General features: G+C 42.0%; 29 protein-coding genes. 19 read left to right on the forward strand and 10 right to left on the reverse strand.

Annotated elements, in window-relative coordinates; all coding sequences use genetic code 11:
* Positions 1 to 12: 12 nt before the first annotated feature.
* The 10 genes from EIZ39_RS22490 to EIZ39_RS22535 all read left to right on the forward strand — a co-directional run bounded on the left by EIZ39_RS22490 (position 13) and on the right by EIZ39_RS22535 (position 9,422).
* Positions 13 to 1,359 (forward strand): TRAP transporter large permease subunit, encoded by a 1,347-nt coding sequence (locus EIZ39_RS22490; RefSeq protein WP_164985260.1) that lies wholly within the window; start codon positions 13 to 15, stop codon positions 1,357 to 1,359.
* 16 nt (positions 1,360 to 1,375) lie between these two features.
* Positions 1,376 to 1,591, forward strand: coding sequence for a hypothetical protein (locus EIZ39_RS22495; RefSeq protein WP_129203112.1), 216 nt, complete (start codon positions 1,376 to 1,378; stop codon positions 1,589 to 1,591).
* A 194-nt stretch (positions 1,592 to 1,785) separates the two neighbouring features.
* Entirely contained in the window at positions 1,786 to 2,466 is a 681-nt protein-coding gene (locus tag EIZ39_RS22500) for an RraA family protein (protein ID WP_129203114.1), read from the forward strand.
* A gap of 20 nt (positions 2,467 to 2,486) precedes the next feature.
* A complete protein-coding gene (locus EIZ39_RS22505; RefSeq protein WP_129203173.1) occupies positions 2,487 to 3,389 on the forward strand; it encodes an NAD(P)-dependent oxidoreductase in 903 nt (300 codons plus the stop codon).
* 20 nt (positions 3,390 to 3,409) lie between these two features.
* Entirely contained in the window at positions 3,410 to 4,423 is a 1,014-nt protein-coding gene (locus EIZ39_RS22510) for a tripartite tricarboxylate transporter substrate binding protein (protein WP_129203116.1), read from the forward strand.
* An 84-nt stretch (positions 4,424 to 4,507) separates the two neighbouring features.
* Complete coding sequence (locus EIZ39_RS22515; RefSeq protein WP_164985261.1) at positions 4,508 to 4,957, forward strand: tripartite tricarboxylate transporter TctB family protein; 450 nt, start codon at positions 4,508 to 4,510, stop codon at positions 4,955 to 4,957.
* 12 nt (positions 4,958 to 4,969) lie between these two features.
* Complete coding sequence (locus EIZ39_RS22520; RefSeq protein ID WP_129203119.1) at positions 4,970 to 6,478, forward strand: tripartite tricarboxylate transporter permease; 1,509 nt, start codon at positions 4,970 to 4,972, stop codon at positions 6,476 to 6,478.
* 1 nt (position 6,479) lies between these two features.
* On the forward strand, positions 6,480 to 7,529 hold the full coding sequence (locus EIZ39_RS22525) for an Ldh family oxidoreductase (RefSeq protein ID WP_164985262.1): 1,050 nt from the start codon (positions 6,480 to 6,482) through the stop codon (positions 7,527 to 7,529).
* A gap of 89 nt (positions 7,530 to 7,618) precedes the next feature.
* Positions 7,619 to 8,782 (forward strand): MFS transporter, encoded by a 1,164-nt coding sequence (locus tag EIZ39_RS22530; protein WP_129203123.1) that lies wholly within the window; start codon positions 7,619 to 7,621, stop codon positions 8,780 to 8,782.
* Between the two features lie 88 nt (positions 8,783 to 8,870).
* Complete coding sequence (locus EIZ39_RS22535; RefSeq protein WP_129203124.1) at positions 8,871 to 9,422, forward strand: putative periplasmic lipoprotein; 552 nt, start codon at positions 8,871 to 8,873, stop codon at positions 9,420 to 9,422.
* A 43-nt stretch (positions 9,423 to 9,465) separates the two neighbouring features.
* On the opposite strand, the gene EIZ39_RS22540 is transcribed toward EIZ39_RS22535, so the two are convergent.
* The 8 genes from EIZ39_RS22540 to EIZ39_RS22575 form a co-directional block, all read right to left on the reverse strand.
* On the reverse strand, positions 9,466 to 11,160 hold the full coding sequence (locus tag EIZ39_RS22540) for a YcdB/YcdC domain-containing protein (RefSeq protein WP_129203126.1): 1,695 nt from the start codon (positions 11,158 to 11,160) through the stop codon (positions 9,466 to 9,468).
* A gap of 42 nt (positions 11,161 to 11,202) precedes the next feature.
* On the reverse strand, positions 11,203 to 11,703 hold the full coding sequence (locus tag EIZ39_RS22545) for a hypothetical protein (RefSeq protein ID WP_164985263.1): 501 nt from the start codon (positions 11,701 to 11,703) through the stop codon (positions 11,203 to 11,205).
* 87 nt (positions 11,704 to 11,790) lie between these two features.
* Complete coding sequence (locus EIZ39_RS22550) at positions 11,791 to 12,519, reverse strand: MBL fold metallo-hydrolase (protein WP_129203130.1); 729 nt, start codon at positions 12,517 to 12,519, stop codon at positions 11,791 to 11,793.
* Positions 12,520 to 12,709: 190 nt separating this feature from the next.
* The gene (locus tag EIZ39_RS22555; protein WP_129203132.1) at positions 12,710 to 13,255 is read right to left on the reverse strand and encodes a GrpB family protein; all 546 of its coding nucleotides are present in this window, start codon (positions 13,253 to 13,255) and stop codon (positions 12,710 to 12,712) included.
* Between the two features lie 43 nt (positions 13,256 to 13,298).
* Positions 13,299 to 13,739, reverse strand: a complete 441-nt coding sequence (locus EIZ39_RS22560) for a DUF1801 domain-containing protein (RefSeq protein ID WP_129203134.1) — start codon at positions 13,737 to 13,739, stop codon at positions 13,299 to 13,301.
* 39 nt (positions 13,740 to 13,778) lie between these two features.
* Positions 13,779 to 14,816 carry a hypothetical protein gene (locus EIZ39_RS22565; protein ID WP_164985264.1) on the reverse strand — a complete coding sequence of 346 codons (1,038 nt, stop codon included), beginning with the start codon at positions 14,814 to 14,816 and terminating at the stop codon, positions 13,779 to 13,781.
* 78 nt (positions 14,817 to 14,894) lie between these two features.
* Positions 14,895 to 15,278: a VOC family protein gene (locus EIZ39_RS22570; protein ID WP_129203138.1), complete on the reverse strand. Its 384-nt coding sequence runs from the start codon at positions 15,276 to 15,278 to the stop codon at positions 14,895 to 14,897.
* 132 nt (positions 15,279 to 15,410) lie between these two features.
* Positions 15,411 to 16,154 carry a glycosyltransferase family 2 protein gene (locus tag EIZ39_RS22575; RefSeq protein ID WP_129203140.1) on the reverse strand — a complete coding sequence of 248 codons (744 nt, stop codon included), beginning with the start codon at positions 16,152 to 16,154 and terminating at the stop codon, positions 15,411 to 15,413.
* 397 nt (positions 16,155 to 16,551) lie between these two features.
* On the opposite strand from EIZ39_RS22575, the gene EIZ39_RS22580 reads away from it, so the two are divergent.
* The 3 genes from EIZ39_RS22580 (at position 16,552) to EIZ39_RS22590 (ending at position 17,613) form a co-directional block, all read left to right on the forward strand.
* Positions 16,552 to 16,827, forward strand: a complete 276-nt coding sequence (locus tag EIZ39_RS22580) for an RQC domain-containing protein (RefSeq protein ID WP_240675911.1) — start codon at positions 16,552 to 16,554, stop codon at positions 16,825 to 16,827.
* A 35-nt stretch (positions 16,828 to 16,862) separates the two neighbouring features.
* The gene (locus tag EIZ39_RS27415) at positions 16,863 to 17,036 is read left to right on the forward strand and encodes a hypothetical protein (RefSeq protein ID WP_164985265.1); all 174 of its coding nucleotides are present in this window, start codon (positions 16,863 to 16,865) and stop codon (positions 17,034 to 17,036) included.
* An 82-nt stretch (positions 17,037 to 17,118) separates the two neighbouring features.
* Complete coding sequence (locus EIZ39_RS22590) at positions 17,119 to 17,613, forward strand: coiled-coil domain-containing protein (protein ID WP_129203144.1); 495 nt, start codon at positions 17,119 to 17,121, stop codon at positions 17,611 to 17,613.
* A gap of 160 nt (positions 17,614 to 17,773) precedes the next feature.
* Here the strand turns inward: EIZ39_RS22590 and EIZ39_RS26890 are convergent, their stop codons facing one another.
* Complete coding sequence (locus EIZ39_RS26890; RefSeq protein WP_164985266.1) at positions 17,774 to 17,929, reverse strand: hypothetical protein; 156 nt, start codon at positions 17,927 to 17,929, stop codon at positions 17,774 to 17,776.
* A gap of 289 nt (positions 17,930 to 18,218) precedes the next feature.
* On the opposite strand from EIZ39_RS26890, the gene EIZ39_RS22595 reads away from it, so the two are divergent.
* The 4 genes from EIZ39_RS22595 (at position 18,219) to EIZ39_RS22610 (ending at position 21,134) form a co-directional block, all read left to right on the forward strand.
* Complete coding sequence (locus tag EIZ39_RS22595) at positions 18,219 to 18,533, forward strand: hypothetical protein (RefSeq protein ID WP_129203146.1); 315 nt, start codon at positions 18,219 to 18,221, stop codon at positions 18,531 to 18,533.
* Between the two features lie 222 nt (positions 18,534 to 18,755).
* Entirely contained in the window at positions 18,756 to 19,253 is a 498-nt protein-coding gene (locus EIZ39_RS22600) for a CBO0543 family protein (RefSeq protein ID WP_129203148.1), read from the forward strand.
* Positions 19,243 to 19,713, forward strand: coding sequence for a CBO0543 family protein (locus EIZ39_RS22605; RefSeq protein WP_129203151.1), 471 nt, complete (start codon positions 19,243 to 19,245; stop codon positions 19,711 to 19,713). Before EIZ39_RS22600 ends, EIZ39_RS22605 begins: the two co-directional genes overlap by 11 nt.
* 209 nt (positions 19,714 to 19,922) lie before the next feature.
* Positions 19,923 to 21,134 carry a YecA family protein gene (locus EIZ39_RS22610; RefSeq protein ID WP_129203153.1) on the forward strand — a complete coding sequence of 404 codons (1,212 nt, stop codon included), beginning with the start codon at positions 19,923 to 19,925 and terminating at the stop codon, positions 21,132 to 21,134.
* 50 nt (positions 21,135 to 21,184) lie between these two features.
* Here the strand turns inward: EIZ39_RS22610 and EIZ39_RS22615 are convergent, their stop codons facing one another.
* A complete protein-coding gene (locus EIZ39_RS22615; protein WP_129203155.1) occupies positions 21,185 to 21,736 on the reverse strand; it encodes a cysteine hydrolase family protein in 552 nt (183 codons plus the stop codon).
* Positions 21,737 to 21,853: 117 nt separating this feature from the next.
* On the opposite strand from EIZ39_RS22615, the gene EIZ39_RS22620 reads away from it, so the two are divergent.
* Positions 21,854 to 22,300, forward strand: a complete 447-nt coding sequence (locus tag EIZ39_RS22620) for an Lrp/AsnC family transcriptional regulator (protein WP_129203177.1) — start codon at positions 21,854 to 21,856, stop codon at positions 22,298 to 22,300.
* Positions 22,301 to 22,568: 268 nt separating this feature from the next.
* A complete protein-coding gene (amrA, locus tag EIZ39_RS22625) occupies positions 22,569 to 23,972 on the forward strand; it encodes an AmmeMemoRadiSam system protein A (protein WP_129203157.1) in 1,404 nt (467 codons plus the stop codon).
* The last annotated feature ends 196 nt before the right edge of the window (positions 23,973 to 24,168 follow it).

Consider the following 24,168-nt stretch of genomic DNA (forward strand, 5'->3'; position numbering starts at 1 on the left):
AGGAGTGGTAGTATGTTGATTGCATTATCGGCATTATTAGTATTCATAGGGTTTATTACATGTTGGAATGTGATTTTAAAAAGGAATATCGGGGAGGCCATGCTTCTAGGTTTTGTTATTACCAGCTTGTTTGGCGGGGTTCATGCACCTCGACTGATGTGGGATGGGCTAGTATTCGCTGCCACTTATGAAGTGATGTACGCTGCGATCGCATTTGTTTTTATGGCCTATCTCATTGATAAAGCGGAGATTCTGAAAGGCTTGATGGTGATTCTTCATGCCTTTCTTGGTCGCGTTCCAGGAGGGGCTGCGTATATTGATACCTTAACATCGGCATTCATGGGTTCGCTATCAGGTTCTAATTCTGGCAACACAGCGGCGACTGGTACCTTTACAGCACATTGGATGATCAAATCGAATTGGAGAAGAGAGTTAGCCGCTACTGTAGTAGCGGGCAACGGGGGGCTCGGTGCAGCACTTCCGCCTAGTAGCTCCATGTTTATCATGCTAGGGTTTGCCCCTGTAGCTGCTCTTGTTTCTGAAAGTGCGTTGTGGATGGCTATGTTAACAGCGGGTATTTATCAAGTGCTTTATCGAATAGGACTCATCATGTACTTGGTCCGTAAACAAAAGATTATTTCCATCCCGATTGATGAAGCCCTTCCGTTTAAGGAAGCTATCAAAGTAGGAGGCAAATATACCCTTGTTTTTTGGGGTGCCATTATTCCCATTGTGATGACGGTTGGGCCCGTAGCTGAAATAATAGAGGTGAATATTGGAGAGGAGGCAGCAAACGAAATTTCCCTGATTACTTGGATTCCGATCTTCATTATTTCGATTAGTTTGATGGTTGGATGGTCAAAATTGCCGAAAAATGCAATGGCCTGGTCCAAATTTTTGCAGGATGCGATACCTCGCTATTCCGTTATTGGAGCTATTCTCTTATTTGCCTTCGCTCAAAGTCACGTCCTTAGTCAGTTAGGATTGGCAGAGGACTTAAATCAGATCATTGGGATGCTGGAGGTGCCCAAATGGCTCATGGTGTTAGTGGTTGGACTTTTAGTAACGTTAGTAGCAGGTCCTTTGTCGTCCACCGCAACGGTAACAGCCATTGGTATGGTATCTTTTGCCGCTCTTGCATCCGTTGATGTCCATCCTGTGGCAGCGGTGGTCGCTATTCTAACTTTTGCATCGACAGAAGGGTCATCCCCGCCAGCATCAGGATCGATTTTTATTGCCTCTGGGCTCGCCGAAGTGCAGCCAGAAAAAACGTTTATTCCTCTGATCACTTACTATGTCATTCCCATTGTGGTCATTGGCTGGTTAATTGGGATGGGATTATTGCCCTTACCTTTCTAGTAAAAGGAGTATTGACATGGCGAAAACACTTGTGTTGCTTTTTCGAATTAGTCTTGTCTCCATGCTTCTAAGCGGCTCTATGTTAGTGATGAATCAGCTTTTGGGCATCCTGCTTGGGAATGGAGATTGGGTTATATTGAGTAGCGATTTATTCGCTAAACCCACCTTTATCTTAAGTGCAATCACTGGCTTGATAGGATTTGCATTGAGTTATCTTCCACGAGAAATGTAATAAAAATAACATGACAGGAAAGAGGAACCGATCCTTATGAAAAAGGGTTGGTTCTTTTTTATTTTCGGAAAACTATTTACTTTTAAACAATAGGATGTTACTATACTTTCAAGGTTGTAATAAATATTACATTTAATATAAATGTTGTTATATTTACTACAACAAAGACGAAAAATTTAAGAGGGGGGTTCATATTGATTAGCTTACCAGCACTGTTATCTGAGGTGATTATTGAAAGAGCAACAAAGCTCAACACCACGTTGCTTTCTGATGCCTTGGGATGTACGGGATCAATGGATTACAAAATAAAGCCAGTTGCTTCAGGTATGAGAATCGTTGGAACGGTTATGACGGTTAGTTTGAGACCAGGAGATAACTTGTTCCTTCATCAGGCCATTTATTCTGGTAAAGAAGGCTATGTCCTAGTTGCTGACGGGAAGGGTCATACGTCCAATGCTTATCTTGGAGAATTAATGGCGGGTTCAGCAAAGGCTATTGGGCTAGAAGGAATCGTCATTGATGGACTTGTTCGTGATAAGGTAGCTCTTTCTGAATTAAATTTTCCTATCTTCGCCAAAGGGTTTATTCCCAATGGTCCTCTGAAAGACGGTCCTGGCGAATTGAATGGTCCGATCTCTTGCGGGGGAGTGACGGTTCATCCAGGTGATTTGATTATTGGGGATGAGGATGGGGTCGTTGTGGTTCCCAAGGACAAGATCGAAGAGGTATTGGATAAGGCTGAGAAAAAATTAGACTATGAAACGAAACGGATGGAAGCCATTGCAGACTATGAGTTGAAGCTTAAGCAAGGGATTGAAAGCGGCTCCATTGAGCCGCCTTGGCTAAGAGAAAAAATGAAACATTATGGTCTATAAAAGTGGAGGCGAAACAAAAAATGCAGTTAGGATTTATCGGATTCGGAGAGGCTGCCTTTGAATTATCGGCAGGGCTAAAACAACAGGGGCTAGAACATATCGTTGCCTATGATCCTATGTGGAATCATCCGACTTACGGTTCACTGGTTCAAAACCGAGCTCAAACAGCACAAGTCGAGCTTTTCAGGTCTGCAGAAGAGGTCGTTCAGCGTGTCAATGTGTTGATTGTGGCTGTACCTGCGGATAAAGCTTTTGAAGTCAGTGATAGCATTAAATCTCATCTCAAAAGTGATTGCGTTTACATCGATGTTTCGGCATCTAGTCCAGAGACGAAACGAAAGATTAGCGAGCATATCAAAGAAAAGGGCATTAGCTTTGTTGATGCCGCGATGATGGGACCTTTGCCGGTATATAAGCATCAAGTTCCGATTCTTGCAAGCGGTACTGGAACAGATACCTTCATTCAGTTGATGTCCGTTTTTGGAATGCAGATCACCAAAGTGAGCGAAAATCCAGGTGATGCATCTGCCGTAAAGTTGATCCGCAGTATATTCATGAAGGGAATGCCTGCACTCCTCATCGAAATGCTGGAGGCTGCCCATGAATTTAATGTAGATGATATGGTGATTAACTCCATCAGTGAAACTATGAATGGCAAAACCTTTGAGCAAACGATGAACAGACTGGTGACAGGCACTTCGATACATGCACTGAGGAGGGCCATCGAATTAGAAGGATCTATTGAAATGCTAGAATCCTCCAACCTTAATGCTACCATGTCTAGGGCAATCAAAGATAAGCTTAAACAGATTTCAGAACATAACTTAAAAGAAAAATTTGCAGGGAAGACTCCTGAATCATGGCTTGAAGTCATTCAGGCGATTCATCATCAAACGGAAAACATATTAAGTTTGAAAAAATAAAGGTTTATTAGGAGGATACTATGAAAAAATTATGGTCTTCACTCATGATGATGACATTAAGCGTGGGTATGTTGGTAGGATGTGGCGGTACGGATACAACTACTCCTGCGGCTGGATCAAGCGAACCAAAGCAAGAAGCCAAGAAGGATGAATTTCCAAATAAACCAATTACCCTGACAGTGTCATTTAAAGCAGGTGGAGGAACGGATTTGGGTGCTCGAATCCTAGCTCCGTACTTAGAGAAAGAATTAGGAGTTCCCGTTGTAGTAGAGAACAAGCCTGGTGCTGGAGGTTGGACGGGTTATTCCGAATTGCTTAGATCCAAGGCTGATGGGTATACGATTGGTTATGTGAATACCCCTGGTCTCATTACAGGGTACCTTAATCCGACTGCAAATCGAAAAGAAAATTTAGATAGCTTTGATTATATCGCCAACCACGTAGTCGATGCAGGGGTTATTGCGGTTAAAGCGGATGAGAATCGATTCTCTACCATTGAAGAATTGATTGAATACGCAAAGAAAAATAAAGTAACGGCGACTACCAATGGCGTAGGAACAGGAAATCATTTTGTATCTTTGCAATTGAATGGAGAATTTGGAACTCAAATTAACCCGGTTCATATGGAAGGAACGGGTGAAGCTATAACGGCTGTAATGGGTGGTCATGTAGACATCCTTGTTGCTAAGGTTGGAGAAGTCGTACAGCCACAAAAAGATGGGCAGATCAAGGTTTTGGCCGTAACCATGAATGAGCGAGTTCCTCAGTTGCCAGATGTTCCGACTTTAAAAGAGACAGTAGGAGAAGTAGAAAATTATTCGATCAGAGGGATTGCAGCACCTAAAGGAATCGACCCTCAAGTGATGGAAAAGCTCCAGTCTGCATTCGAAAAAGCACTGAAAGATCCAGAGCATATTAAAAAAATGGAGGAAATGGGTCTAAACGTTGCTTTCTATAAAGGTGAAGACTTTAAACAGTTATTGAAAAAGGAAGAGAGTACCGTTTTGGAATATAAGAGCTTGATCGGTTGGTAATTTATCTATGGGTATCTAGTTTAACCCTATTGAATTAGATACCCAATGCTTAGGCAGCAATTGTTTGCGAAAGGAGCGAATGTGTTGAAAAACGTTGGGGTTTGTATGAGTGTTTTCTTCCTGGTCTTTGGCAGTATCATCTTTTTCCAATCTCTTTCTTTAGATTATTATAGTGAATTTGGTCCTGGCCCTGGGTTTATGCCGATGTGGGCGAGCGGGATCTTAATCTTTCTAGCTATTATTAATCTAGTAATTTCTTTTAAAAAAAATATCATCCTTTTTTCAGAAGTGTTGCCGAAGGGCGAATCGCTTCGAAATGTTTTAGCTTGTGTAATTGCATGTGGCTTATTTATTGTTATCGTTCCTTATACAGGCTTTATCATCGCAAGCATGGGAATGCTATTTGCTCTTTATTTACGTGGATATAAATGGAAATTTGGATTGGGTCTTACCACGGTTGTAACCTTCACGTTGTTTTGGGTCTTTAAAACGCTTTTAAACGTTCCCATCCCTGTGAATGGTCTAGGATGGTAAAGGAGGGGGATTATGGAAGCCTTTGGTTATTTATTAAGTGGATTTGAAACCGCACTGACATGGCAAAATGTATTGTTTTGTCTCATTGGCGTCACGTTCGGAATGTTGGTAGGAGTCCTTCCTGGATTGGGCCCAACAGCTGGGACCGCGATCCTTCTTCCGATGACCTTTGGAATGGAGCCTGTTTCTGCGGTAATTATGCTGGCAGGTATCTATTATGGATCCATGTATGGTGGAACGATCACCTCTGTTTTGATCAATGCACCGGGGGAAACCGCCTCCGTTATTACTTGTATGGACGGATACCCTTTGGCTAAGCAAGGACGAGCGGGGGTTGCTCTTGGCATAGCCGGGATTGGTTCCTTTATTGGTGGGACATTTGCGATTATCGGTCTTGTCATCGTAGGTCCTATGGTTGTAAAGCAGGCCCTAAAGTTTGGTCCGCCTGAATTTTTTGCCTTGGTCGTCGTGGGGTTAACTCTACTGGTTGGATTAATGGGCAAGTCTCCTCTTCGTGGGTTTATTGCCGCCCTTTTCGGTTTAGTTTTGGCCTTAGTCGGAATGGATTCTTCAAGCGGGGTAATACGCTTTACGTTTGGAGAACCGAATATTGAAAGTGGCTTCAATTTTATTTCCATCGCGATGGGACTTTTCGGATTATCTGAACTATTTGTGAATGCCGAAGAAAATCTAAATAAAAAAGCAGAAATTCCGCCTAAAATTAAAGGAGTATTACCAAGACGGGATGAATGGAATCCTACCTTAAAATCCATCGGAAGAGGAAGTGTTTTAGGATTTTTGATTGGACTCATTCCGGGAACGAATTCTGTCATCCCTACGATCATGAGTTACTCGATAGAAAAAAAATTGGCAAAGGATCCCTCCCGTTTTGGTAATGGGGCAGTGGAAGGAGTTGCAGGTCCGGAGACGGCGAACAATGCCTATTGCGGAGGTGCATTGATTCCTTTGTTTACGCTAGGAATTCCGACATCACCAGCGATTACCGTTCTATTGGGTGCGTTTATTATGCATGGTCTTACACCAGGCCCTACGTTATTCCAAAATAACCCCGAGTTTGTTTGGGGAGTTATTGCCAGTATGTTTATAGGAAACCTCATTTTAGTGATCATGAACGTTCCAATGGCCGGGATCTGGGCCAAGGTTACCATGGTTCCGTATAAACTGCTTTTCCCCATTATCCTCATCGTCTCCATGCTAGGAGCTTATAGTGTAAACAATAGTATGTTTGATGTTGGTGCCATGCTCGTATTCGGAATCCTTGGTTACTTTTTACGCAAGGCAGAGTTCCCATTGGCTCCGATTATCTTAACCTTTGTATTAGGCGGTATTTTAGAAAAAACCTTAATGCAATCCTTAACCATCTTCGATGGAAATTTCTTTGGCTTTTTCCAAAGACCCATTACAGCAACATTATTATCCATTTGTCTCCTTATGATTGCCCTTAGTATTTATATGGGAGTAAGAAATAAGAGCGTGGTTGCAGAGGATGTTGAAATGTAAGATGAGCGATTCTACTGTAAGAGTTCCTAAGCGAGAATTAGAACAGTTTGTGAAAAATGTGTTTTTAGGTGTTGGGTTGGATGAAGAGCAATCCGACATTGTTGCCAGACATCTTGTCCTTGCGAATCTTAGAGGGGTCGATTCCCATGGAGTTAGTAGAGTAGATATATATGCCAAACGACTTGACCTAGGAATTGTAAGCAAGAAAACAAAAGGCGATATTATAAAGGAATCCTCTTCCTCCATGTTAATGGACGGTCAAGGTGGATTAGGCATCGTTTTGGCGACGGAAGCCATTCAAATAGCGGTTGAAAAGGCGAAAGAAACGGGGTTGGCCGTCGTAGGGGTAAGAGGTTCAGGCCACTGCGGAATGTTAGCGGATTACACCATGTATGCCGCTCAGCATGGTTGCATCTCAATTGCGACGACCAATGCACCTCCTAGTATGGCTCCTTGGGGAGGAAAAGTCGGCTACCTTGGAACCAATCCATTATCTTATGGCATCCCTGCTGGGAACGAGCGAGATATTATATTTGATATGGCCACAAGTGTGGTCGCAAGAGGGAAAATTACGATTGCATTGAGAAATAACCAATCGATCCCATTCGGTTGGGCCATTTCAAAGGAGGGAAATCCGACCAATAATCCGGCTGAAGCATTGGAAGGTTTGGTGCTTCCTGTCGGTGGACCGAAAGGCTATGGAATCGCCTTTCTTGTTGAGGTCTTATCAGGCTTATTTACGGGAGCTGCATTTGGCCCGTATATTAACAGTCTGTATAAAGATTTGGATAAAAAACAAAATGTAGGCCAATTTTTCTTTGTTATGCGTGCCGATTTATTTGAAGATATGGATGAATTTATAGGCCGAATGGATCAAATGATTGCGGAAATACGAAGTCTACCTTTGGCGGAAGGGTTCGAGAAGATCTATTTGCCAGGCGAGATTGAATTAGAGAGAACAGTCGAGAGAGAATCCTTTGGTATACCTTTATCTCATAAATTAATGAATGAGCTTGAGGCGGTTGGAAAACGATATGGAGTTTGTTTTTAAAAGAATGGATCGGTGCGTTTTTGTCATGGGTTTGCCATGGCAAAACGTGCCTTTTCCTATTTAATCTCAAAAGGAATCTAGGTGGATGAATGGTATATTTGATTGTTATTTTATTTGTGTCTTTTCATATTGCTACTCGTGGAAACACCATGATCACTACTTTATATGCCATTCAGCTTCAAGCTACCCCTTTGCAGCTAGGGGTCATCGTGGCTTTGGTTGCTTTCTTTCCTATGATATTTGCCATTTATGCAGGAAGAATGTCTGATCGCTTGGGATATCGTCTACCCCTTTTATTAGGGTCGTTCGGAGGAAGCATTGCCATTATATTGCCTTATATTTTTTATGATAGACTCTATATTTTGTACGTATCCCAATGCTTATTCGGTCTTGCCCAGATTTTTGTCCTTGTAACGATACAGAATTTAATGGGTGCCATGAGCACCAAAGAAACGAGGACGAAGAATTTCGCCATCAATAGTTTAAGTATTTCTGTTGCAAGTATCATTGGTCCAGCATTGACGGGTGCTACCATTGATTTGTTTGATTACCGCCTTGCTTATTTGCTTTTATCTGGCCTGGCCATGATTCCTGGGTTATTTCTACTATTTAAAGTGCTACCCCTTCCCGTTGGAGTAGATAGTGGAGAGGAGTCACAAAACCGTTTTCTGGATCTCTTGCAATCAAGGCCATTAAGAAAAATCTATATAACCAGTGGGGTTCTGTTAGCAGGTGTAGGGATCTATGAATTTTATTTTCCTATTTATGGAGACCACATCGGGTTTTCAGCTTCCATGATCGGCATTGTGCTCAGTGTAAATGCATCAGCATACTTTGTCGTTCGACTATTTATGCCTGCTCTTGCTAGAAATTTTCGTGAAGAAAAGATCTTGGTTGGCTGTTTATTCGTTTCTGCCGTAGCTTTCATACTAATCCCGTTGTTTGATCAGTTCATAGCATTAGTCATTATATCTTTTATCCTGGGACTCGGATTAGGCTGTGCCCAGCCCATTTCGATAGTAATGGCCTATAACTGTTCACCCAAGGGTCGAACAGGCGAAGTGCTTGGAATTCGGCTTACATGCAATAAAATCGTCCAATTTCTCATGCCCCTTCTGTTTGGTTCTGCAGGGTCAATTTTGGGCTTTATCCTGATATTCTGGGCTAATGCCTTCCTTTTTATGGTTAGTGGAATTTCTAGCCTTGAAATGAAAAGGAATAAAGATACACCACATGTTAATCGGCTAGGTTAAATAGAGAGTATTCGCATTGAACTGTTCTTATTCATTTATTTGGCAATAAATATGTTAGAATTACCAATAGAAGGGAGGGGGAGGGAAAGTGAAAAGAATAATGATATTACTTATTTTTTTAACAATCTTAGCAGGATGTTCTTTATCGAATAATGATAAAATAATGGATCAATTTATGGGAAAAGCCCCCTATGCAGAATCTATTGTCGTCCTTCATAAAGAAGAATTGGACAGAGGAATCATGATGTTGTTTAAAGATGAGTCGGGATTCCGTCATGCGTTGTTCTCAAGGAAGTTGGGATATTGGAACATGAGTGGAAATGCTGAATTGAACCCAAAAGATGGCTTTACTTGGACAATGAGTAATGACCCTAACATTCCAATTGTTACATTTGCAGGGATCGTTACTAATGATGAGATAAAAAAGGTGATGGTAAGACAAGAAACATTAAGTGAACAAGCAAAAATAATTGAAACAGAACAAGGTAGGGTTTGGTTTACCTATTTTGATACTTTGGAAAACGCTGACCCCGCCCCCTTAAAGATTGAGGCTTTGTCAGACAGAGGTCAAATATTATGGAAAGAAGGAATTTATGATGGAAAGCTCTTCAGGGGAGAAACAGAAAATGTCCGTTGGTAGCTCTGAGACAGATGATCTCAGAGCGTAGTTTTATTTTGTCAGCTTACTCTTTCGATTCAACGACCTTTCCTGTTAACGCATCCAGATAGCTCGGATGGGAAGGATACTGAGGCTGGTAAACCAGCTGAGGTGCAGGTGCTTTTTGTCCCATGTATTCTTCCCAGATGTAGCGCAATACCAGTGGGTGCTTTTCCAAATAAATGTCTTTAGCTTCCTCTGCTGAGATAGCGGGTTTCCCTTCTGGAAGCTTGCTAGCCGCATAGGACGGAATGCCAAATCCTGTTAGTTGTCCGGTTGCGCCATCTATTGTGACATGATAAGAGCGATCATGAACAGGGATTCCCTGGTGGAGCTCGCTAAAATTAATATGGTATTCCTTCGGCATCTGGCGGATTCTTGCTTCTTTAGGCAGCCTGCTTTCATCCACCCAAGATGGAACTGGCGGCTGGTCAAAGGATTGAACCATCATGATCATCTCTTTGACGTTGGTTGGAGCGTATTGACCCAGAACCTCCAATGCGGTTTTAACTGCATCTTCTTCGCTGATCTTGGTCTCGGGAATCGTCATTTTCTCGGAATGAAGGTTAATATGCAGCACTTGCCCTGTGTTCTTATTGACTGAAGCGAACGCGTGGCTTTGGGACTTTCTTTTTGACGTTTCTCGCTTATAATCGGGACGTAGCTCATAATTGATAATCTCCACATCAGCATAAGGCTGATGTCTCTCAACACGCTGCTCAAAAACAAGATCCATTGAATCAAAGTCAAACTCTTCTTTCAGGACTTGTCTAAATTCCTCTTCCGACTGAATGGTTAGTATTTTCCCTTGGGAGTTCAAGTTGATTTTCTGTTCTTTTGGCCTTAGGGCATGATCCCAAGATGTTGCTTCTTCCCCTGTTAAGGCATTGAGCTGCCATGCCCAGTTTGGTTCATATTTCAAGACGGACTTGGTTTCAACCTTCTTGTCCGTTGCCCCCATCCAGGAGCTGACCGGCTGATGGCCATTGTAAGCAAGCTTCATCTCCATTTTTTCGCGATAGATTTTATGAACTTCTTCACTAGATATGGCTTTGGAGGGAGAAGGAAACTTGTCTAACGCTATGTCCTTCATTTCATTTCGTTGATAGCTAGCGATATGGCCTTGGGAATCTACCTCAATATGAATGCTGTCCCCATGAAAGGGAATGCCGTTAATGAGCCGTTCAAACTGTACACCAGCTGCTGTCCAGGACAGGCTGTTTCCATGATCATCCATCGAACTCGAGCTGCCGGAATAAACATGGGAGATTTGATATTCCTTTGCTTTCTCCTCGCCAAGCGTCTCCTCTAGGAATTTTTGGGCATGAGCCTTGGCTTTTTCGTGATCGGGAGCTTCACTGGCTGCCCACTCCGGTAATTGCAGGTGCATGTTGCGTAAAAGGCCGCTCTCATCGATCTTCACATGGCCATTTCCATAGAATTTGCCTTCAACTGGCTGCTCTGGTCTGCTATCAAACCCAAAATACCACCCAGCAGGTTGAAAATCATTTTCTGGTAGATAGCTCTGATCACGAATCCCCATCTTTTTCATTTCCGGAAAGGCCTCCAGCAACTTGTCCAAAGATGCTTGCACTTCTTTCGGTAAAGTTTGTTGCTGCTCAACTTTTTGCGCAGGCGCTTCCTCTGCGAAAACAGGTTGGGCGGTTGCTAGCAAGCTAGCAGCTAGTAGGGATAGGACTGCTTTATTCCAGGACTTCATCTTTCTTTTCCTCCATCTGGTTAGGTTAATTCTTAACACAAGTTAAGACGAAGGATAATCTGAATTGGTTACATTTTCCTTTATTTGTTGTTGTGTTTCCACCAGAATAAATTCTTCAGGATGTTTTCGAATATATATGCCTATTTGATTGAGTGTGAATGGAGTGATTTTTTGGAAATGGCTGTAGAGCGGACTCAAGGACTCCCGAAGCAACGAATCATTTTCGAGATCGTTAACGGAAACATCAAATGATTCCATACTTCTGGGGTGGCTCCACTTTTGAAGCACTTCTTCTGTTTCCTCCAGTAATCCTACGATGTTCTCATCCCCAAAATTCCTTAGCCTCAACTTGATTTCTGTCCATATTTTGGGTTGGGCAAGATAGTAAGCAGTCCACCAATAATACTCAGCAAGTGAATGTTTGGCATGATTGTAATACGCATAAAACATAAAAAGATCCTGCTGACTTGGAGTTAGTTCTGAATATACTTGTGACTTTAGAATAGGGTCTTTGCCGCGAAGCGGTTCCATGATGGGTGACATACATGCCCATCCAAGTTTGCTATTATCCAACGATTTGAACAACTGCTTATTCATATTTACTAAAATAAAAATACCTCCTGTTTTCTATTATATGAAAGGATATGGAACCCCTATATTTTTGAGTTGCTCTTTTACATTGGAATGACATAAGCCGCCGTGGTAACAAATGATAGATTGAGTATCGAAGTTTTGTAGTTTAGTAATAGATTGGAGTGCTGTATTCATGTCCGGCGTCGTCTGCTCAATAGGCCCGCGTAATTTCCCATCCACACATACCAAGGCATCACCAGCTACAAGCGTTTTGCTCTGTTCTAAATAAAGGCTGATATGGCCCGGGGTGTGACCTGGTGTAAAAATTACTTGAATACCGCCGCAATAAGGCAGCACTTGACCATCCTCTAAGGTTTGGTTTACTTTTGATTTTGGAGGATTTTCATATAAGGGTTTCAGTTGTTCTGGTACGGATGCCCATGCCTCTTTATTCATTCGGCTTGGGTCTGTTTTCATGAGGTGGAGTTCACCTTCAATATAGGGTTTATCGAGCTTGTGTGCATATACTTCAATTTCATGTGGGGCTTGGTTTAGAATCTCAGGAAGACTGCCAATGTGATCTAAATCTTGATGCGTTAGGATGACGACTTTTAACTTATCAAAAGCAACTCCCGCTTCAGCCATTGCCGTTCGGATTAGATCCCATTGTCCGGGCATCCCTGCATCAATCAAAACGGCCGTTTCATTGTCCCAGATCAACGTTGGGTTCAAAACAAACTGTTGAATTTTTAATTCTAGCATCGCTACACCATTTGAAATATTCATAAATTCTCTCCCTTGGCAAATTTTGTTATTCCAAGAAGCAATAGAATTATATTATTACAGCATTTTTAAAAAGTAAATAGTAAAAGATTTTATTATAACATAAATAAAATTATTTGTCAACAAATTTCTAAGGAAAAATGTTGTTGTTGACTAACCCAATGTGAGTGTTCCCTCGGAAAAAGGTTCTTTATTACATATCAGTAATAGGGGGGGTCCATCCTACTTCTTGTGACCAGCTATAAGCTTTTTGTATAATATCCCAAACAATAGGTCCTTTTCCTTCCACATATTTCGGCCGTTCATTCTTATAAAGTGCCATTAGTCGATGTTTTTCTTGAGCGTACCTTAAACAATCACCAGGGTGTACTCGTAAATAGTCTCTAAAGAGTAATGTAATTTGTTCTGAAAAACTACCTGCTTGCCTGACGTGAATATGAGTTCTTCGAGTGCCTGGTGCTTCCCGAAAATACTTCTTTGTTTTGTCTGGATTCTCTTCCCTTAATACGAACCCCACTTGTTCAATCTTAGGCTTATAGGTGGATATATCATCGTAATTTTCTATAGAAATTTGGATATCAATAACTGGCTTTGCATCCAAATCAACAACCGAAGTTGAGCCGACATGATCAATACGAATGGCCAAATCTCCCAAAGAAGTTCTTAATTTTGAAGCTATATCCACAAACAGAACTTTCCATTCTGGGTCATATGTAGAAATCTTCCATTGATCCTCCATCGTAATCTCCTTTGATATTAAGAATGTACCTCCTTGGAAGGAGTTAGTCCGTCCTTCCTTCATATATTCTAATCCAATCTTCTACTGTCAATTTAGAAACGAGTTCACCAATAAGCTGAAAAGGGATTTTACTAGGATTTGTAAATCGAATGCAGCTTTTTCCCATATTTAATTTAGTAGCCATATGATTAGGGTACTCTTTCTCAAACCAAGTCAACAATTCTTGATCAGCATACATCCCCATATGATAGACAGCGATATGATTCTTTTGTGCTGCAATACTTATAAACGGTAAAGGGGTATCCCTTTTACAATGGTATCCATCTGGGTAAGTAGTTAAAGGGACCACGTAAGAAGGTATACCATTTTGCATTTCCATTTCGAAACCACTTGGAATATGTTGATCAATGACCTTTTTTAATGTTAAGAATGAGTCCTTCCATTTCGATTCCACCTGGTCGATATATTGATTTATTTCAGACACTTCATTTCACTCCTTTTCTATATGGTATTGTCGACGATCCTATTCTGAGGCTAAATTGTGACAGACTCGAGCTGTTTGGAGCTTGCGCTGTCCGAATGAGGCTGGTATTCGGACAGACTCAAGCTGTTTGAGGCTTGGGCTGTCCGAATGAGGCTGGTATTCAGACAGACTCGAGCTGTTTGAGGCTTGGGCTGTCCGAATGAGGCTGGTATTCAGACAGACTTGAGCTGTTTGAGGCTTGGGCTGTCCGAATGAGTCTGTCTGAATGAGGCTGGTATTCAGACAGACGAGAGCGGTTTGGAGCTTGAGCTGTCCGAATGAGGCTGATATTCGGACAGACTCAAGCTGTTTGAGGCTTGGGCTGTCCGAATGAGGCTGGTATTCAGACAGACTCGAGCTGTTTGGGGCTTGGGCTGTCCGAATGAGGCTGGTATTCAGACAGACTTGAGCTGTTTGAGGCTTGGGCTGTCCGAATGAGTCTGTCTGAATGAGGCTGGTATTCAGACAGACGAGAGCGGTTTGGAGCTTGAGCTGTCCGAATGAGGCTGATATTCGGACAGACTCAAGCTGTTTGAGGCTTGGGCTGTCCGAATGAGGCTGGTATTCAGACAGACTCGAGCTGTTTGGAGCTTGAGCTGTCCGAATGAGGCTGATATTCTGACAGGCTCGAGCTGTTTGGAGCTTGAGCTGTCCGAATGAGGCTGGTATTCTGACAGCCTCGAGCTGTTTGAGGCTTGGGCTGTCCGAATAAGGCTGGTATTCGGACAGACTCAAGCTGTTTGAGGCTTGGGCTGTCCGAATAAGGCTGTTATTCAGACAGCCTCGAGCTGTTTGGAGCTTGAGCTGTCCGAATGAGGCTGATATTCTGACAGGCTCGAGCTGTTTGAGGCTTGGGCTGTCCGAATGAGGCTGGTATTCTGACAGACTCGAGCCTTTCAGCCCTAACTTTGTCCGAATTTGTCCCGCTATCAGTATAACTTTGAGCTCATGCCTGTTTAGCTGAACAAAAAGAGAGTGCTCGACATCGCTTCCCCATAGTTTTAATTTTACCAAAATCGTTATAACGAAATAAAACAAACTCGGTATAACTTGGGGACCATTAAACCTTAAGTATGTATAACCCTGTCCTAAAATTAGGATAGGGTTAATTAAAAGTTACTTCTGCACGATCTGAATAAGGTTGCCGCATGTATCGTCAAAGACAGCTATGGTGACTTCGCCCATTTTGGTCGGTTCCATCGTAAACTTCACGCCGTTTTCCGATAAGCGTTCGTACTCTTTATGAATATCTGCAACACCAAACATGGTGGCTGGGATGCCTTCAGCAAATATTTTCTTTTGATACTCTTTGGCGGCTGGATGGTTATTCGGTTCGAGCAGAAGTTCGGTACCTTCTTCGTCCTCGGGAGAAACTAGTGTTATCCACCTAAATTCTCCTGCGGGAACATCATGCTTTTTTACAAAACCGAGGGTTTCTGAATAAAAGTCCAGTGCCTTGTCTTGATCTTGTACGAATATACTGGTAACAATAATTTTCATGCGGTTTTTACCTCTTTCCCAAGTCCGAATTTAGTATAGCACTTTAATCAGTATCTCAAAAACGAGTCTTCCATAATCCTCCCCGTCCCCCAATAAACAGGGGAGGCATCCCAATGTCCAAAGCCGTCTTCCTTACCATCTTCCAAATTGTCTTACATCTAATTTTGATTTGGGGTTCAGCTTTTTATATTCTTGATATAACTCTAGTATAAACTGTCTATTTATTTTATGAAGGGGGTCAAAATTCAAACCATATTCAACAGTGCGAATCCCATTGCAATTGCTGCCTTTAAGACCGATATGTTGGAAATAGCTTTGTTTAGAAACCAATATCTTTAGCCCTTTTTTCCTCAAATAAGCCGACCACTTCCAATCATATGCATGACTCGGAGGCAGGTGGTTGACGATATCTTGTATAACCTCTCTTGACATCACGGCTCCTGCAGAACCAATATGCTCTTTTTCTAAGAATTCCTTGCCATTGATGATCCTCGTAGCAGTCGGAGGGTGGAGTACGGAATGATAAAGACTCATAATGCCATCGGTGTGATGAAAATGATCCCTTAAAAAATGAATCCAATGGGGATGACATATTAAATCTGCATCCATTGTTACTAGAATGTCATCATGGGTTGCTAGAAAGTCCACATACATTTGTCTCATGTTACGATCAGGACCGATGTTTTTACTTCTACGGATGATTTCTCGAGCATTTGGAAAAAGTTTTTGTAAATATAGAACATTAAACTCACTGCTGCAATCATCATAAATACGTAGGTTGCAAGTCTCAATACCCTGAGACATCGAAAGAGACTGATGAAGTTTTATTAAATACTTTTTTCTATTGAAAGTAGTAATCCCTATGGTTATTTTCATTTGACTGCTCCTTACTCCTATTAATCTAATAGGACAAAACGGTATGTAATATATTTTATGATTTCTAAAATGGATGGTTACAAAATCATATACCTATGAAATTGGCCGATGTCCTTACTGCTGAAGTTGGCACACCAATAAGCTGTTTCAATCTCTTTTTTTTAGATGATTTACCCACCCTGTCACCACCTTTCTTCAAAGTTTGGATTTGGAACCCCTTCTTACAATCCATACTATGATTCAACTCTATGAATGGAGTGGACAGTTTTAGTAGGTCGACTGCCTGAAAGGAACGATTACCATTAGTAGGGTTGACTTGAGGCAGATGCGAGCATACTGGAAGAATAGAGGGTACAAGATCATCCGAAGAATATAGGAGTAAGGAGGTAGTATGATTATGCAACCTTTAACCCAAGAGGAAATTCGCATCATCCTGCGTGCCGCTGATAGTATCATTGCTACCGGGGGGCGGACGCTTCTATCGAAGATTTTAAAAGGATCAAGAGAAAAGAAAGTGTTGGAATTGGAGCTTCAGAGCAACCCCTCCTACGGGCTTTTTCACTCTATTACACTAGATGAGATCATGAAAAAAATAGCGGAGGCCTTCGTGGTCAGGCCGAATCAGTCCGCGTGGCTCAAATGCCGGGATTGTTGGCGAGCATTCTGTGTTTGAACCGGGTGAACAGGCCTATTTTAGGAGTCGAGGATTTGTCCCTCCAAAGAGATGTCCAGACTGCAGAGAGAAGAAGTGGATGGAGGAAAGTTCATAGTGAGATTAAATATAATGCAAAGGCCATGCTGGCTGTTCTAACGTATGGAATAAGAAGAGATCCTTCCTGGACAACATTAGCCAAGATTGGAAAGAACGAAGTGCCCCCTTGAATCAAAAGGGGTATTCACTTCATGACTTTCAAATCTCCATCATGCTATAATGAATATAATTGAGTACGGAAGGGGGGAGAACATGATTGATGAGCTGTTAAAACAAATTCTCGAAGAAATGAAGAGTATGAACCAACGTATGGATCGCATGGAAATACGAATGGGTGGAGTAGAAAACCAACTAGAGAGTCTAGAAACTCGTATAGGGAGTCTAGAAACACGCATGGGGAGTGTAGAAAACCAATTAGAGAGTCTAGAAACACGCATGGGGAGTGTAGAAAACCAATTAGAGAGTCTAGAAACACGCATGGGGAGTGTAGAAACAGCGCTACATGACACAAGGGCACATATGTATTTCCGATTTGATACATTGGATACAAAGCTATCTCGTGTTGAAGGAGATGTTGTAGATATTAAGGCTATCTTAGGCCGCTTGGAGGAAAATGAACCGCAGGATATTATGGGTATGTTAAAGCAGATGAACCAAAAGTTAGAAGCCCACGATGGCCTAGCTGAAAAGGTATCTGACCAAGAGACGGATATTAAGTTAATTAAGAAGTTACTTACCAATCAGTAACGAGCAAACCTTAGTAAAAATAAACTGCAAAGCAGGTGACCCTGCTATGGGTACCCTTACCCTGAAGGGAGCTAGATGAGATGCTGCAGCTGCTTTTTCTTGATTCATTGTGTTAAGGACTAAAAACGTTAGAATAATGTTAGAACTACGGCAAAAATCGTTAGAACAAGGACAAACCATGGATCTCATGGATAAAATCTAGGATGGTGCAAAGCCGGTGATACAGTTTCTCTGGATGTGACTGGCCAGAACTCGGAATTTGGTTGTTACGGTTTGAAATGAAACCATCCATCTGTCCGTCATTTATTTTAAACATATCCGTGTTATCCACCCCACGTACATTTCTTATCTTCTAAGTGAGCCACTTACTCCCTTCTTTTTTATTTTCTCAAGATCCAACTTCATTAGATTTCCACAGAACAGAACTTATCCTCGTATGGGATATGGAAAAGGAGCTGTATAAAATTGAGCGAAAAGTTGATCCGAAAATAAGTTTGAGTTATGGGAATCATTACCGGAGAGCTTGGGGTGATCTAATCACAGATTGTTAGCTTTGATGATAATATGGTATAAACTAAGGTTTTTTCAATGGAGAGAATAAACTTATGAAGCGAAATTTAGTAAGCAACTTGTTATTTCTTTTGGGCGCGATTCCCTTACTGTTTACACCTTTTATTTTAATGGCTAATATCATGTCGATAGCAGGAGAAAGGACGGGGGAAGAAGGAGCCTTATTATTGTTCGTGGTTTATTCGTTTATTGTCGTGTCGAGTACCTACTTTCTCACGTATTTAGGTTGTTTAATTTATCGATTTACAAGGAAGGGCAAGGAAAAGCCTATGCTTTTAGCTGTCATTCCTTTAGTTCATCTTGGCCTGGCTGTGATCCTGTTTAACTTATGGTTAGCCTTCGGGGGTTAAGAGAGAGGATATCCAAGTTTCGCATGGTGCCGGTATACTATCTTCACATTAACATTCGTTGAACATGACCAAAAAGAAATAGACCACCGAATGAGCTAGCAACTTCGGTGGTCTACTTCTTAATTCTGAGCCGGGGAACGTCTGTTGTACGTGACCGTCTAACATATTTTACATTTTATATGGTTAGATTAACTTTAAAACATGTACTGAGGTTAACCCCCCATGAATCTTGAACGAAGTATTATTATTTTTTCTTGGATAATTTCCATAATCCTACTCAAAGTTTTTGTACCTAAAAGCAAAAAAAGAGAAGCATGGGTCATCTTTCTTTTTATGCAAACATTTAATTGGTACTTCGGATTGATTGTAGTTGAATATGGCTTGATTCAGTATCCAGTCGTTTTGTTTGAAGCGGTAGAAAAAGCCAATCGAACAAGCTTCTTATTTGAATTCATGGCATTTCCTGTTTTGTGTGTCATCTTTACACTCTATCTCCCCAAAAGTAAACCCTGGCATCGGAGGCCACTTTACTATATCGGATACACCGCTTTAATTACTCTCTTTGAAGTCATTTTTGAGAAGCATACAGATCTCATACAATATATCCATTGGACTTGGTACTACACATTTGGCACGGTCCTTATCGCTTTCTATATCTGCACCTTCTTTTTTACTTGGTATAGCAAATTTCTTATCCAAGGTGAACATCATGTCGGTTGAGCGCATCTTTCTTGTTTGTAGTTGGTTCATTTCTGGTATCCTTCTACTTCTTTTCGTACCAAAGAAGAAGATCCCCCAAGCTATCATCATTCTGCTATTTGCACAAACCCTTTCTTGGATTTCAGGAATATTGCTGGTGATGTTTGATCTGGTCAGATTTCCAGTTCGAGAATTTTCAAGTGCCACAAATGTAAGTTTCTCTAGACATTTTGTGGTTTATCCAACCATATTTGTGTTGTTTGCCCTCTATTACCCCATTGATTGGAAGAAATGGGCTCAAGGTTCTTTTATTGTGTTATTTGCATCCATGATGACGATGTACGCCTATTTCACCATGAAGTATACATCCTTAATTGAGATGGAAAATGGGGTTATGTATTTATTATTCATGGTGTTTGTGATCCATTTATATAGTTCCATACGTTTCTTTCTCTGGTTTCAGAAAGGGATGAAAACTTAATGGAGCGAATAGCTAGAAAGGGTTCGATTCGTGCAAATTTGTATGCAGAACTTACAAAAATAATCCTGCAACTTGCAAAATGGCTGCCTGCAGATAGAGGTAGCCAGTTTTTGCGGGTGCTGCGTGATCCTCATTTTTTTTGATATAATGAGTTGAATATGGACAAGTGGATGGTGGACTCACACAGGTAAAGGTAGGTGCTTTTTTCAATGAAAAAGAATAAACAGGATCAAGAATTGCTAGATCAAGCGGCTTCGAAGTTTGTGGACTTGCTGCTTGAGGAGGAAGCGTACCTTCAAAAACAAGAAGCTAGGCTTTGGGCTAACGTACTCCTGCCCATGTCTTTTCATGATGCTCTGGCTATGTTAACGAAGGATGAACTGGCTTTGATCAGGAAGAACTTAAATATAAAGAACCTTAGTAAACTATCAAAGGCAGAGCTGGTTCATGAGCTTGTTCGCCAGATTCCCCTTCATCTGGGTGAAAAAATTAAATTCTTTGACCAATCCCGCTATGATTTGTTCAAGAGATTAGCTAACGGAAACGGATCGTTAGTTGATTATGACCTTGAAGATGATCAAGTTGAGTATTTTAGAAAGCTGGGTTTCATTTTTACAGGAACTTATGATCATGACAGAGTGTTGTTTATGCCACAGGAAATCGCGGAAGCTTTTAGACAGATGGATGAATTCTCCCTGCAAGAACAAGTAGCGAGAAATACGGAGTTCATTGAGCTCACACATGGATTACTTTTTTACTATGGTGTCCTTAGCCTCGATCAACTGGAAACCTTAGTAAACCAACATTCAACGAACCCTCTTGACAAGGGTCACTACCTTTCCATGCTTTTAGATGCCTCTTCTTACTATCAAGAATTCAATCAGGAAAAAGCAGGGTTTGCACATTATAGTGTGATGGACACTCAATGGGTAAAAATGGAACAGAGAAGTCGATTGAATCTAGATTTCTATCCCTTTTCCAAGGAACAGCTGCTGCAAGCGGCCAAACCAGAATACGTGGATCGCAACCCGGCATTTCAATCCTTCCAGCAAATCATGGAGAAAAAATGCCGCATTAGTCGAGAGGAAGCCGACGTGCTTGCGCGAGATGTTGTGGATGGGATTCTACAAGGGGAAGAATTCGAAGATATGGTAGTCTACCTACAAAGCGAGCTGAAAATAGACAAGCTTGAACAAGTTCAGAAGCTGGTAGGTCAAGTCGCTACGTTGATGAATAATACGAGGCAATGGGTTTTAAAGGGGTATACTCCAAAAGAGCTTGCTAATAGGGAGCAGAACGCGTTGCGTCCACTGCCTAGGACAGATGCCAAAGTCATTGATTTTCCGAGCGGCCAAAAAGTCGGTCGAAACGAACCCTGTCCATGTGGAAGTGGGAAGAAGTTTAAAAAGTGCTGCGGGTAAAGCGAAGGAGGGGAGGGTGACGGTTTACACCCTCTCTGTTATTGATTTGATTATCCTTGTTGTTGTAGGAACCCTTCAGTTGAAACAACATTAGCATATATTCCATGAAGCGCACTCACAAACGCATAATGAACTTGATCTGCTGGCACGACTTTATCTTGATAAACTAAGTCCCTTGTCGAACAGGCATCTTCAATCAGGGTACTTTCAAAACCCAACTCCATGGCAGCACGCACGGTCGCATCAATGCACATATGCGTCATCATACCGCAAATGACGAGCTTGGTTACTCCATGTTCTCTTAATTTGCTTTCTAATTCGGTCTTAAAAAAGCTATTAGGCGTATGTTTGATGATTATACTCTCTTGTTCTAAGGGTAAAACGCGTTCGTTTATTTCGGCTCCCTTCGTATTTGGAAGAAAGAAACCTGCCCCTTCATGAATCGAGATATGCTGAATATGAAAAATAGGAAGGTTGTTTTGTCTAAACCATGTAAGAATTTGACTTGCTTTTTCGGCTGCTATGACGGGATTGCTCAGTTCCATCTTTCCATTCGGAAAATAGTCATTTTGAATATCCACGAGGATTAAAGCTGTACTCATGTTTTCCACCTCACCAATGAATAAGTTATAATAAAATCATATATCATATCTTCATTTTGATCGATAACTTGGTGAAACACTTCTCTATTAAACCATTTCATGGTGAAAGGAACTTCTATGCAGCTTGATAAAATTGATTTTCAGATCCTCCAGATTCTCATGGCAAATTCACGGATTCAATGGAAAGACTTAGGGGAACAAATTCATATGACGGGACAAGCAGTGGGAAATCGAATTAAAAAACTGGAGGAAAATGGTGTAATTAAAGCCTACTCCTTAATCATAGATGAAATGAAATTAGGGTTTTCGTATACAGCTTTTGTCATAGTTCATATGAAAACAGCAAACCATGATCTATTTATTCGGTTTATTCAGGATCGAGGCGAGGTGGTTGAAGCCCACCGAATCTCCGGTGTAGGTTGTTACCACTTAAAAATAAAAGTCAAATCCCAAGAGCAATTGAATCATTTCCTTGATCAACTTCTGGAACACGGAAACTACAGTTTGAATTTATCCATACAAGAGATGAAGCAGAGTAACCCCTTGAATACGACATCCCAATAACTACAAAAACCGCGCCCCATCTTGTACACGGTTAGTCTCGTAGTCCATCTCCTATCTGAACTCCCTGCATTAAAATACTAGAAAAATTGCCGAGCTTTCTATTAACGATCCGCAGGGTTGACTTTACCCGGAAGCGAGCATAATGGAAGAATAGAAGTTTTAGACATCAAATGAGCAAGCCTCATCAGATTCAAGAAAAAGCCCTTGGCTTTCTATTCTATGGAGCAAAAGGAACAGTGTCGAAGCTTAAGGGCAATGGAGGGAAATCATGAATACGTCCATATTGTTTGGAGCCTTAGTTCCACATCCCCCTTTGCTTATACCGGATATTGGCGGGGATGAGCTGAAGCAGATTGCTCAAACCGAAGCGGCCATGAGGACCATGGCTTCGGAGGTGGCATCCGCTGATCCAGAACTTCTCGTCATCATCTCTCCTCATGGGATTATGTTTGAGGATGCCGTCACGGTGATGGGAGGAACATCCTTGAAGGGTAACCTCCAAGCTTTTGATTCCCTACTGGATCTGGAGTTTTCTACAGATGAAGATCTCGCTATGGCGGTTGTGGAAGAGGCTCAGGCCAGCGGCAGTCCGGTTTTTTTTATGGCGGAAGAGCAGAAGGATGACTTTGGCGTAGAAATGGAGTTGAATTATGGAGCCTTAGTCCCTCTTTATTTCGCCCGAGAAGCAGGTTACAGGGGGAAAGTGCTTCATATTTCTCCTGGTTATCTCGATGTAGAGTCCTTATACTTCGCCGGCATTCAAATCGGGAAGTCGCTTAGGGAAAGGGGAATAAGAACTGTCATTATTGCAAGCGGGGACAACTCGCATGCCCTTAGCGACGATTCCCCCGAGGGCTTCCGGGAGGAAGGCCCTAGGTTTGATTTGGTCGTCTCTGAGAGTATAGAGCGAAATGATTGGCTTGAGCTGCTGACGCTAGAGCAGGAGTTCCGGGACAGGGCTGCTGAGGATACAATTCCTTCCATGGCGCTGATGCTTGGTATGTTCGATGGGACGCATCTCTCAGGAAGCGTCATTTCCTATGAGGGGGTTACCGGAGTGGGGTATACTATTGCCAAAATGTCACCTGGCCCTGCGACCGAATCGTTGCTTCCACAGATCGTTGCCGTCCATCAAAAGAAGATGAAGGCCATACGCAGCCAGGAATCCCTTCTCGTTCGCCTCGCTCGTTCGGCATTGGAAACCTATGTGGGGGAACGGCTACTGGTCGCTTCGCCGAATCCTCTCCCACCCGAGTTGGACAAGCCTGCGGGGTGTTTTGTTACGATCAAGCGTCACGGGCAGTTACGGGGATGTATGGGGACCGTTGACCCCATTATGGATCATTTGGCTGATGAGATTATCCGCAATGCTATTGAAGCCGGCACGGAAGATGACCGTTTTTTTCCGGTGGAGAAAGAGGAGCTCGATCAGCTCGTTTACTCTGTGGATGTTCTTGGGGAAGAGGAGCGGGTTTATAACCTAACCCAGCTTGATCCGAAAATATATGGCTTAATCGTAATCCAAGGGGAAAAGAATGCCCTGCTTCTTCCAGACCTGGAAGGGGTAGAAACCATTGAAGAACAGATCTCGCTTACCAAAGAAAAGGCAGATATTGGTGCGGATGAACAAGAGGTGGAGTATTATCGATTCAGGGTCGATAGATACGTCTAGCCTAACTTGCCAAACGGGTAAGTCAAAAATAGGCGGAGTTTCTTCCGCTATCTCAGGATTCGACCCGAAAAGGGGGGCTTTAGGCGGAAAATTTTCCGCTATTCGCTAAAAATGAGCTGATCTTTGGGGTTTCGAAGCCAATAGCCGGAAATGGTTCCGCTATTTCAGGTGTTTTTTGCCCCTTTTAGAGATTAGC

Origin of the sequence: Ammoniphilus sp. CFH 90114, from assembly GCF_004123195.1 — a bacterium.
Classification (GTDB): Bacteria; Bacillota; Bacilli; order Aneurinibacillales; family RAOX-1; genus YIM-78166.

Excerpts from the sequence above, each read along its gene's own strand:
- EIZ39_RS22490 (WP_164985260.1), top strand. The coding sequence starts at position 13 with ATGTTGATTGCATTATCGGCATTATTAGTATTCATAGGGTTTATTACA.
- EIZ39_RS22495 (WP_129203112.1), top strand. The coding sequence starts at position 1,376 with ATGGCGAAAACACTTGTGTTGCTTTTTCGAATTAGTCTTGTCTCCATG.
- EIZ39_RS22505 (WP_129203173.1), top strand. The coding sequence starts at position 2,487 with ATGCAGTTAGGATTTATCGGATTCGGAGAGGCTGCCTTTGAATTATCG.
- EIZ39_RS22510 (WP_129203116.1), top strand. The coding sequence starts at position 3,410 with ATGAAAAAATTATGGTCTTCACTCATGATGATGACATTAAGCGTGGGT.
- EIZ39_RS22520 (WP_129203119.1), top strand. The coding sequence starts at position 4,970 with ATGGAAGCCTTTGGTTATTTATTAAGTGGATTTGAAACCGCACTGACA.
- EIZ39_RS22525 (WP_164985262.1), top strand. The coding sequence starts at position 6,480 with ATGAGCGATTCTACTGTAAGAGTTCCTAAGCGAGAATTAGAACAGTTT.
- EIZ39_RS22530 (WP_129203123.1), top strand. The coding sequence starts at position 7,619 with ATGGTATATTTGATTGTTATTTTATTTGTGTCTTTTCATATTGCTACT.
- EIZ39_RS22540 (WP_129203126.1), bottom strand. The coding sequence starts at position 11,160 with ATGAAGTCCTGGAATAAAGCAGTCCTATCCCTACTAGCTGCTAGCTTG.
- EIZ39_RS22545 (WP_164985263.1), bottom strand. The coding sequence starts at position 11,703 with ATGTCACCCATCATGGAACCGCTTCGCGGCAAAGACCCTATTCTAAAG.
- EIZ39_RS22550 (WP_129203130.1), bottom strand. The coding sequence starts at position 12,519 with ATGAATATTTCAAATGGTGTAGCGATGCTAGAATTAAAAATTCAACAG.
- EIZ39_RS22555 (WP_129203132.1), bottom strand. The coding sequence starts at position 13,255 with ATGGAGGATCAATGGAAGATTTCTACATATGACCCAGAATGGAAAGTT.
- EIZ39_RS22570 (WP_129203138.1), bottom strand. The coding sequence starts at position 15,278 with ATGAAAATTATTGTTACCAGTATATTCGTACAAGATCAAGACAAGGCA.
- EIZ39_RS22575 (WP_129203140.1), bottom strand. The coding sequence starts at position 16,154 with ATGAAAATAACCATAGGGATTACTACTTTCAATAGAAAAAAGTATTTA.
- EIZ39_RS22580 (WP_240675911.1), top strand. The coding sequence starts at position 16,552 with ATGCAACCTTTAACCCAAGAGGAAATTCGCATCATCCTGCGTGCCGCT.
- EIZ39_RS22590 (WP_129203144.1), top strand. The coding sequence starts at position 17,119 with ATGATTGATGAGCTGTTAAAACAAATTCTCGAAGAAATGAAGAGTATG.
- EIZ39_RS26890 (WP_164985266.1), bottom strand. The coding sequence starts at position 17,929 with ATGTTTAAAATAAATGACGGACAGATGGATGGTTTCATTTCAAACCGT.
- EIZ39_RS22595 (WP_129203146.1), top strand. The coding sequence starts at position 18,219 with ATGAAGCGAAATTTAGTAAGCAACTTGTTATTTCTTTTGGGCGCGATT.
- EIZ39_RS22600 (WP_129203148.1), top strand. The coding sequence starts at position 18,756 with ATGAATCTTGAACGAAGTATTATTATTTTTTCTTGGATAATTTCCATA.
- EIZ39_RS22605 (WP_129203151.1), top strand. The coding sequence starts at position 19,243 with ATGTCGGTTGAGCGCATCTTTCTTGTTTGTAGTTGGTTCATTTCTGGT.
- EIZ39_RS22610 (WP_129203153.1), top strand. The coding sequence starts at position 19,923 with ATGAAAAAGAATAAACAGGATCAAGAATTGCTAGATCAAGCGGCTTCG.
- EIZ39_RS22615 (WP_129203155.1), bottom strand. The coding sequence starts at position 21,736 with ATGAGTACAGCTTTAATCCTCGTGGATATTCAAAATGACTATTTTCCG.
- EIZ39_RS22620 (WP_129203177.1), top strand. The coding sequence starts at position 21,854 with ATGCAGCTTGATAAAATTGATTTTCAGATCCTCCAGATTCTCATGGCA.
- amrA (WP_129203157.1), top strand. The coding sequence starts at position 22,569 with ATGAATACGTCCATATTGTTTGGAGCCTTAGTTCCACATCCCCCTTTG.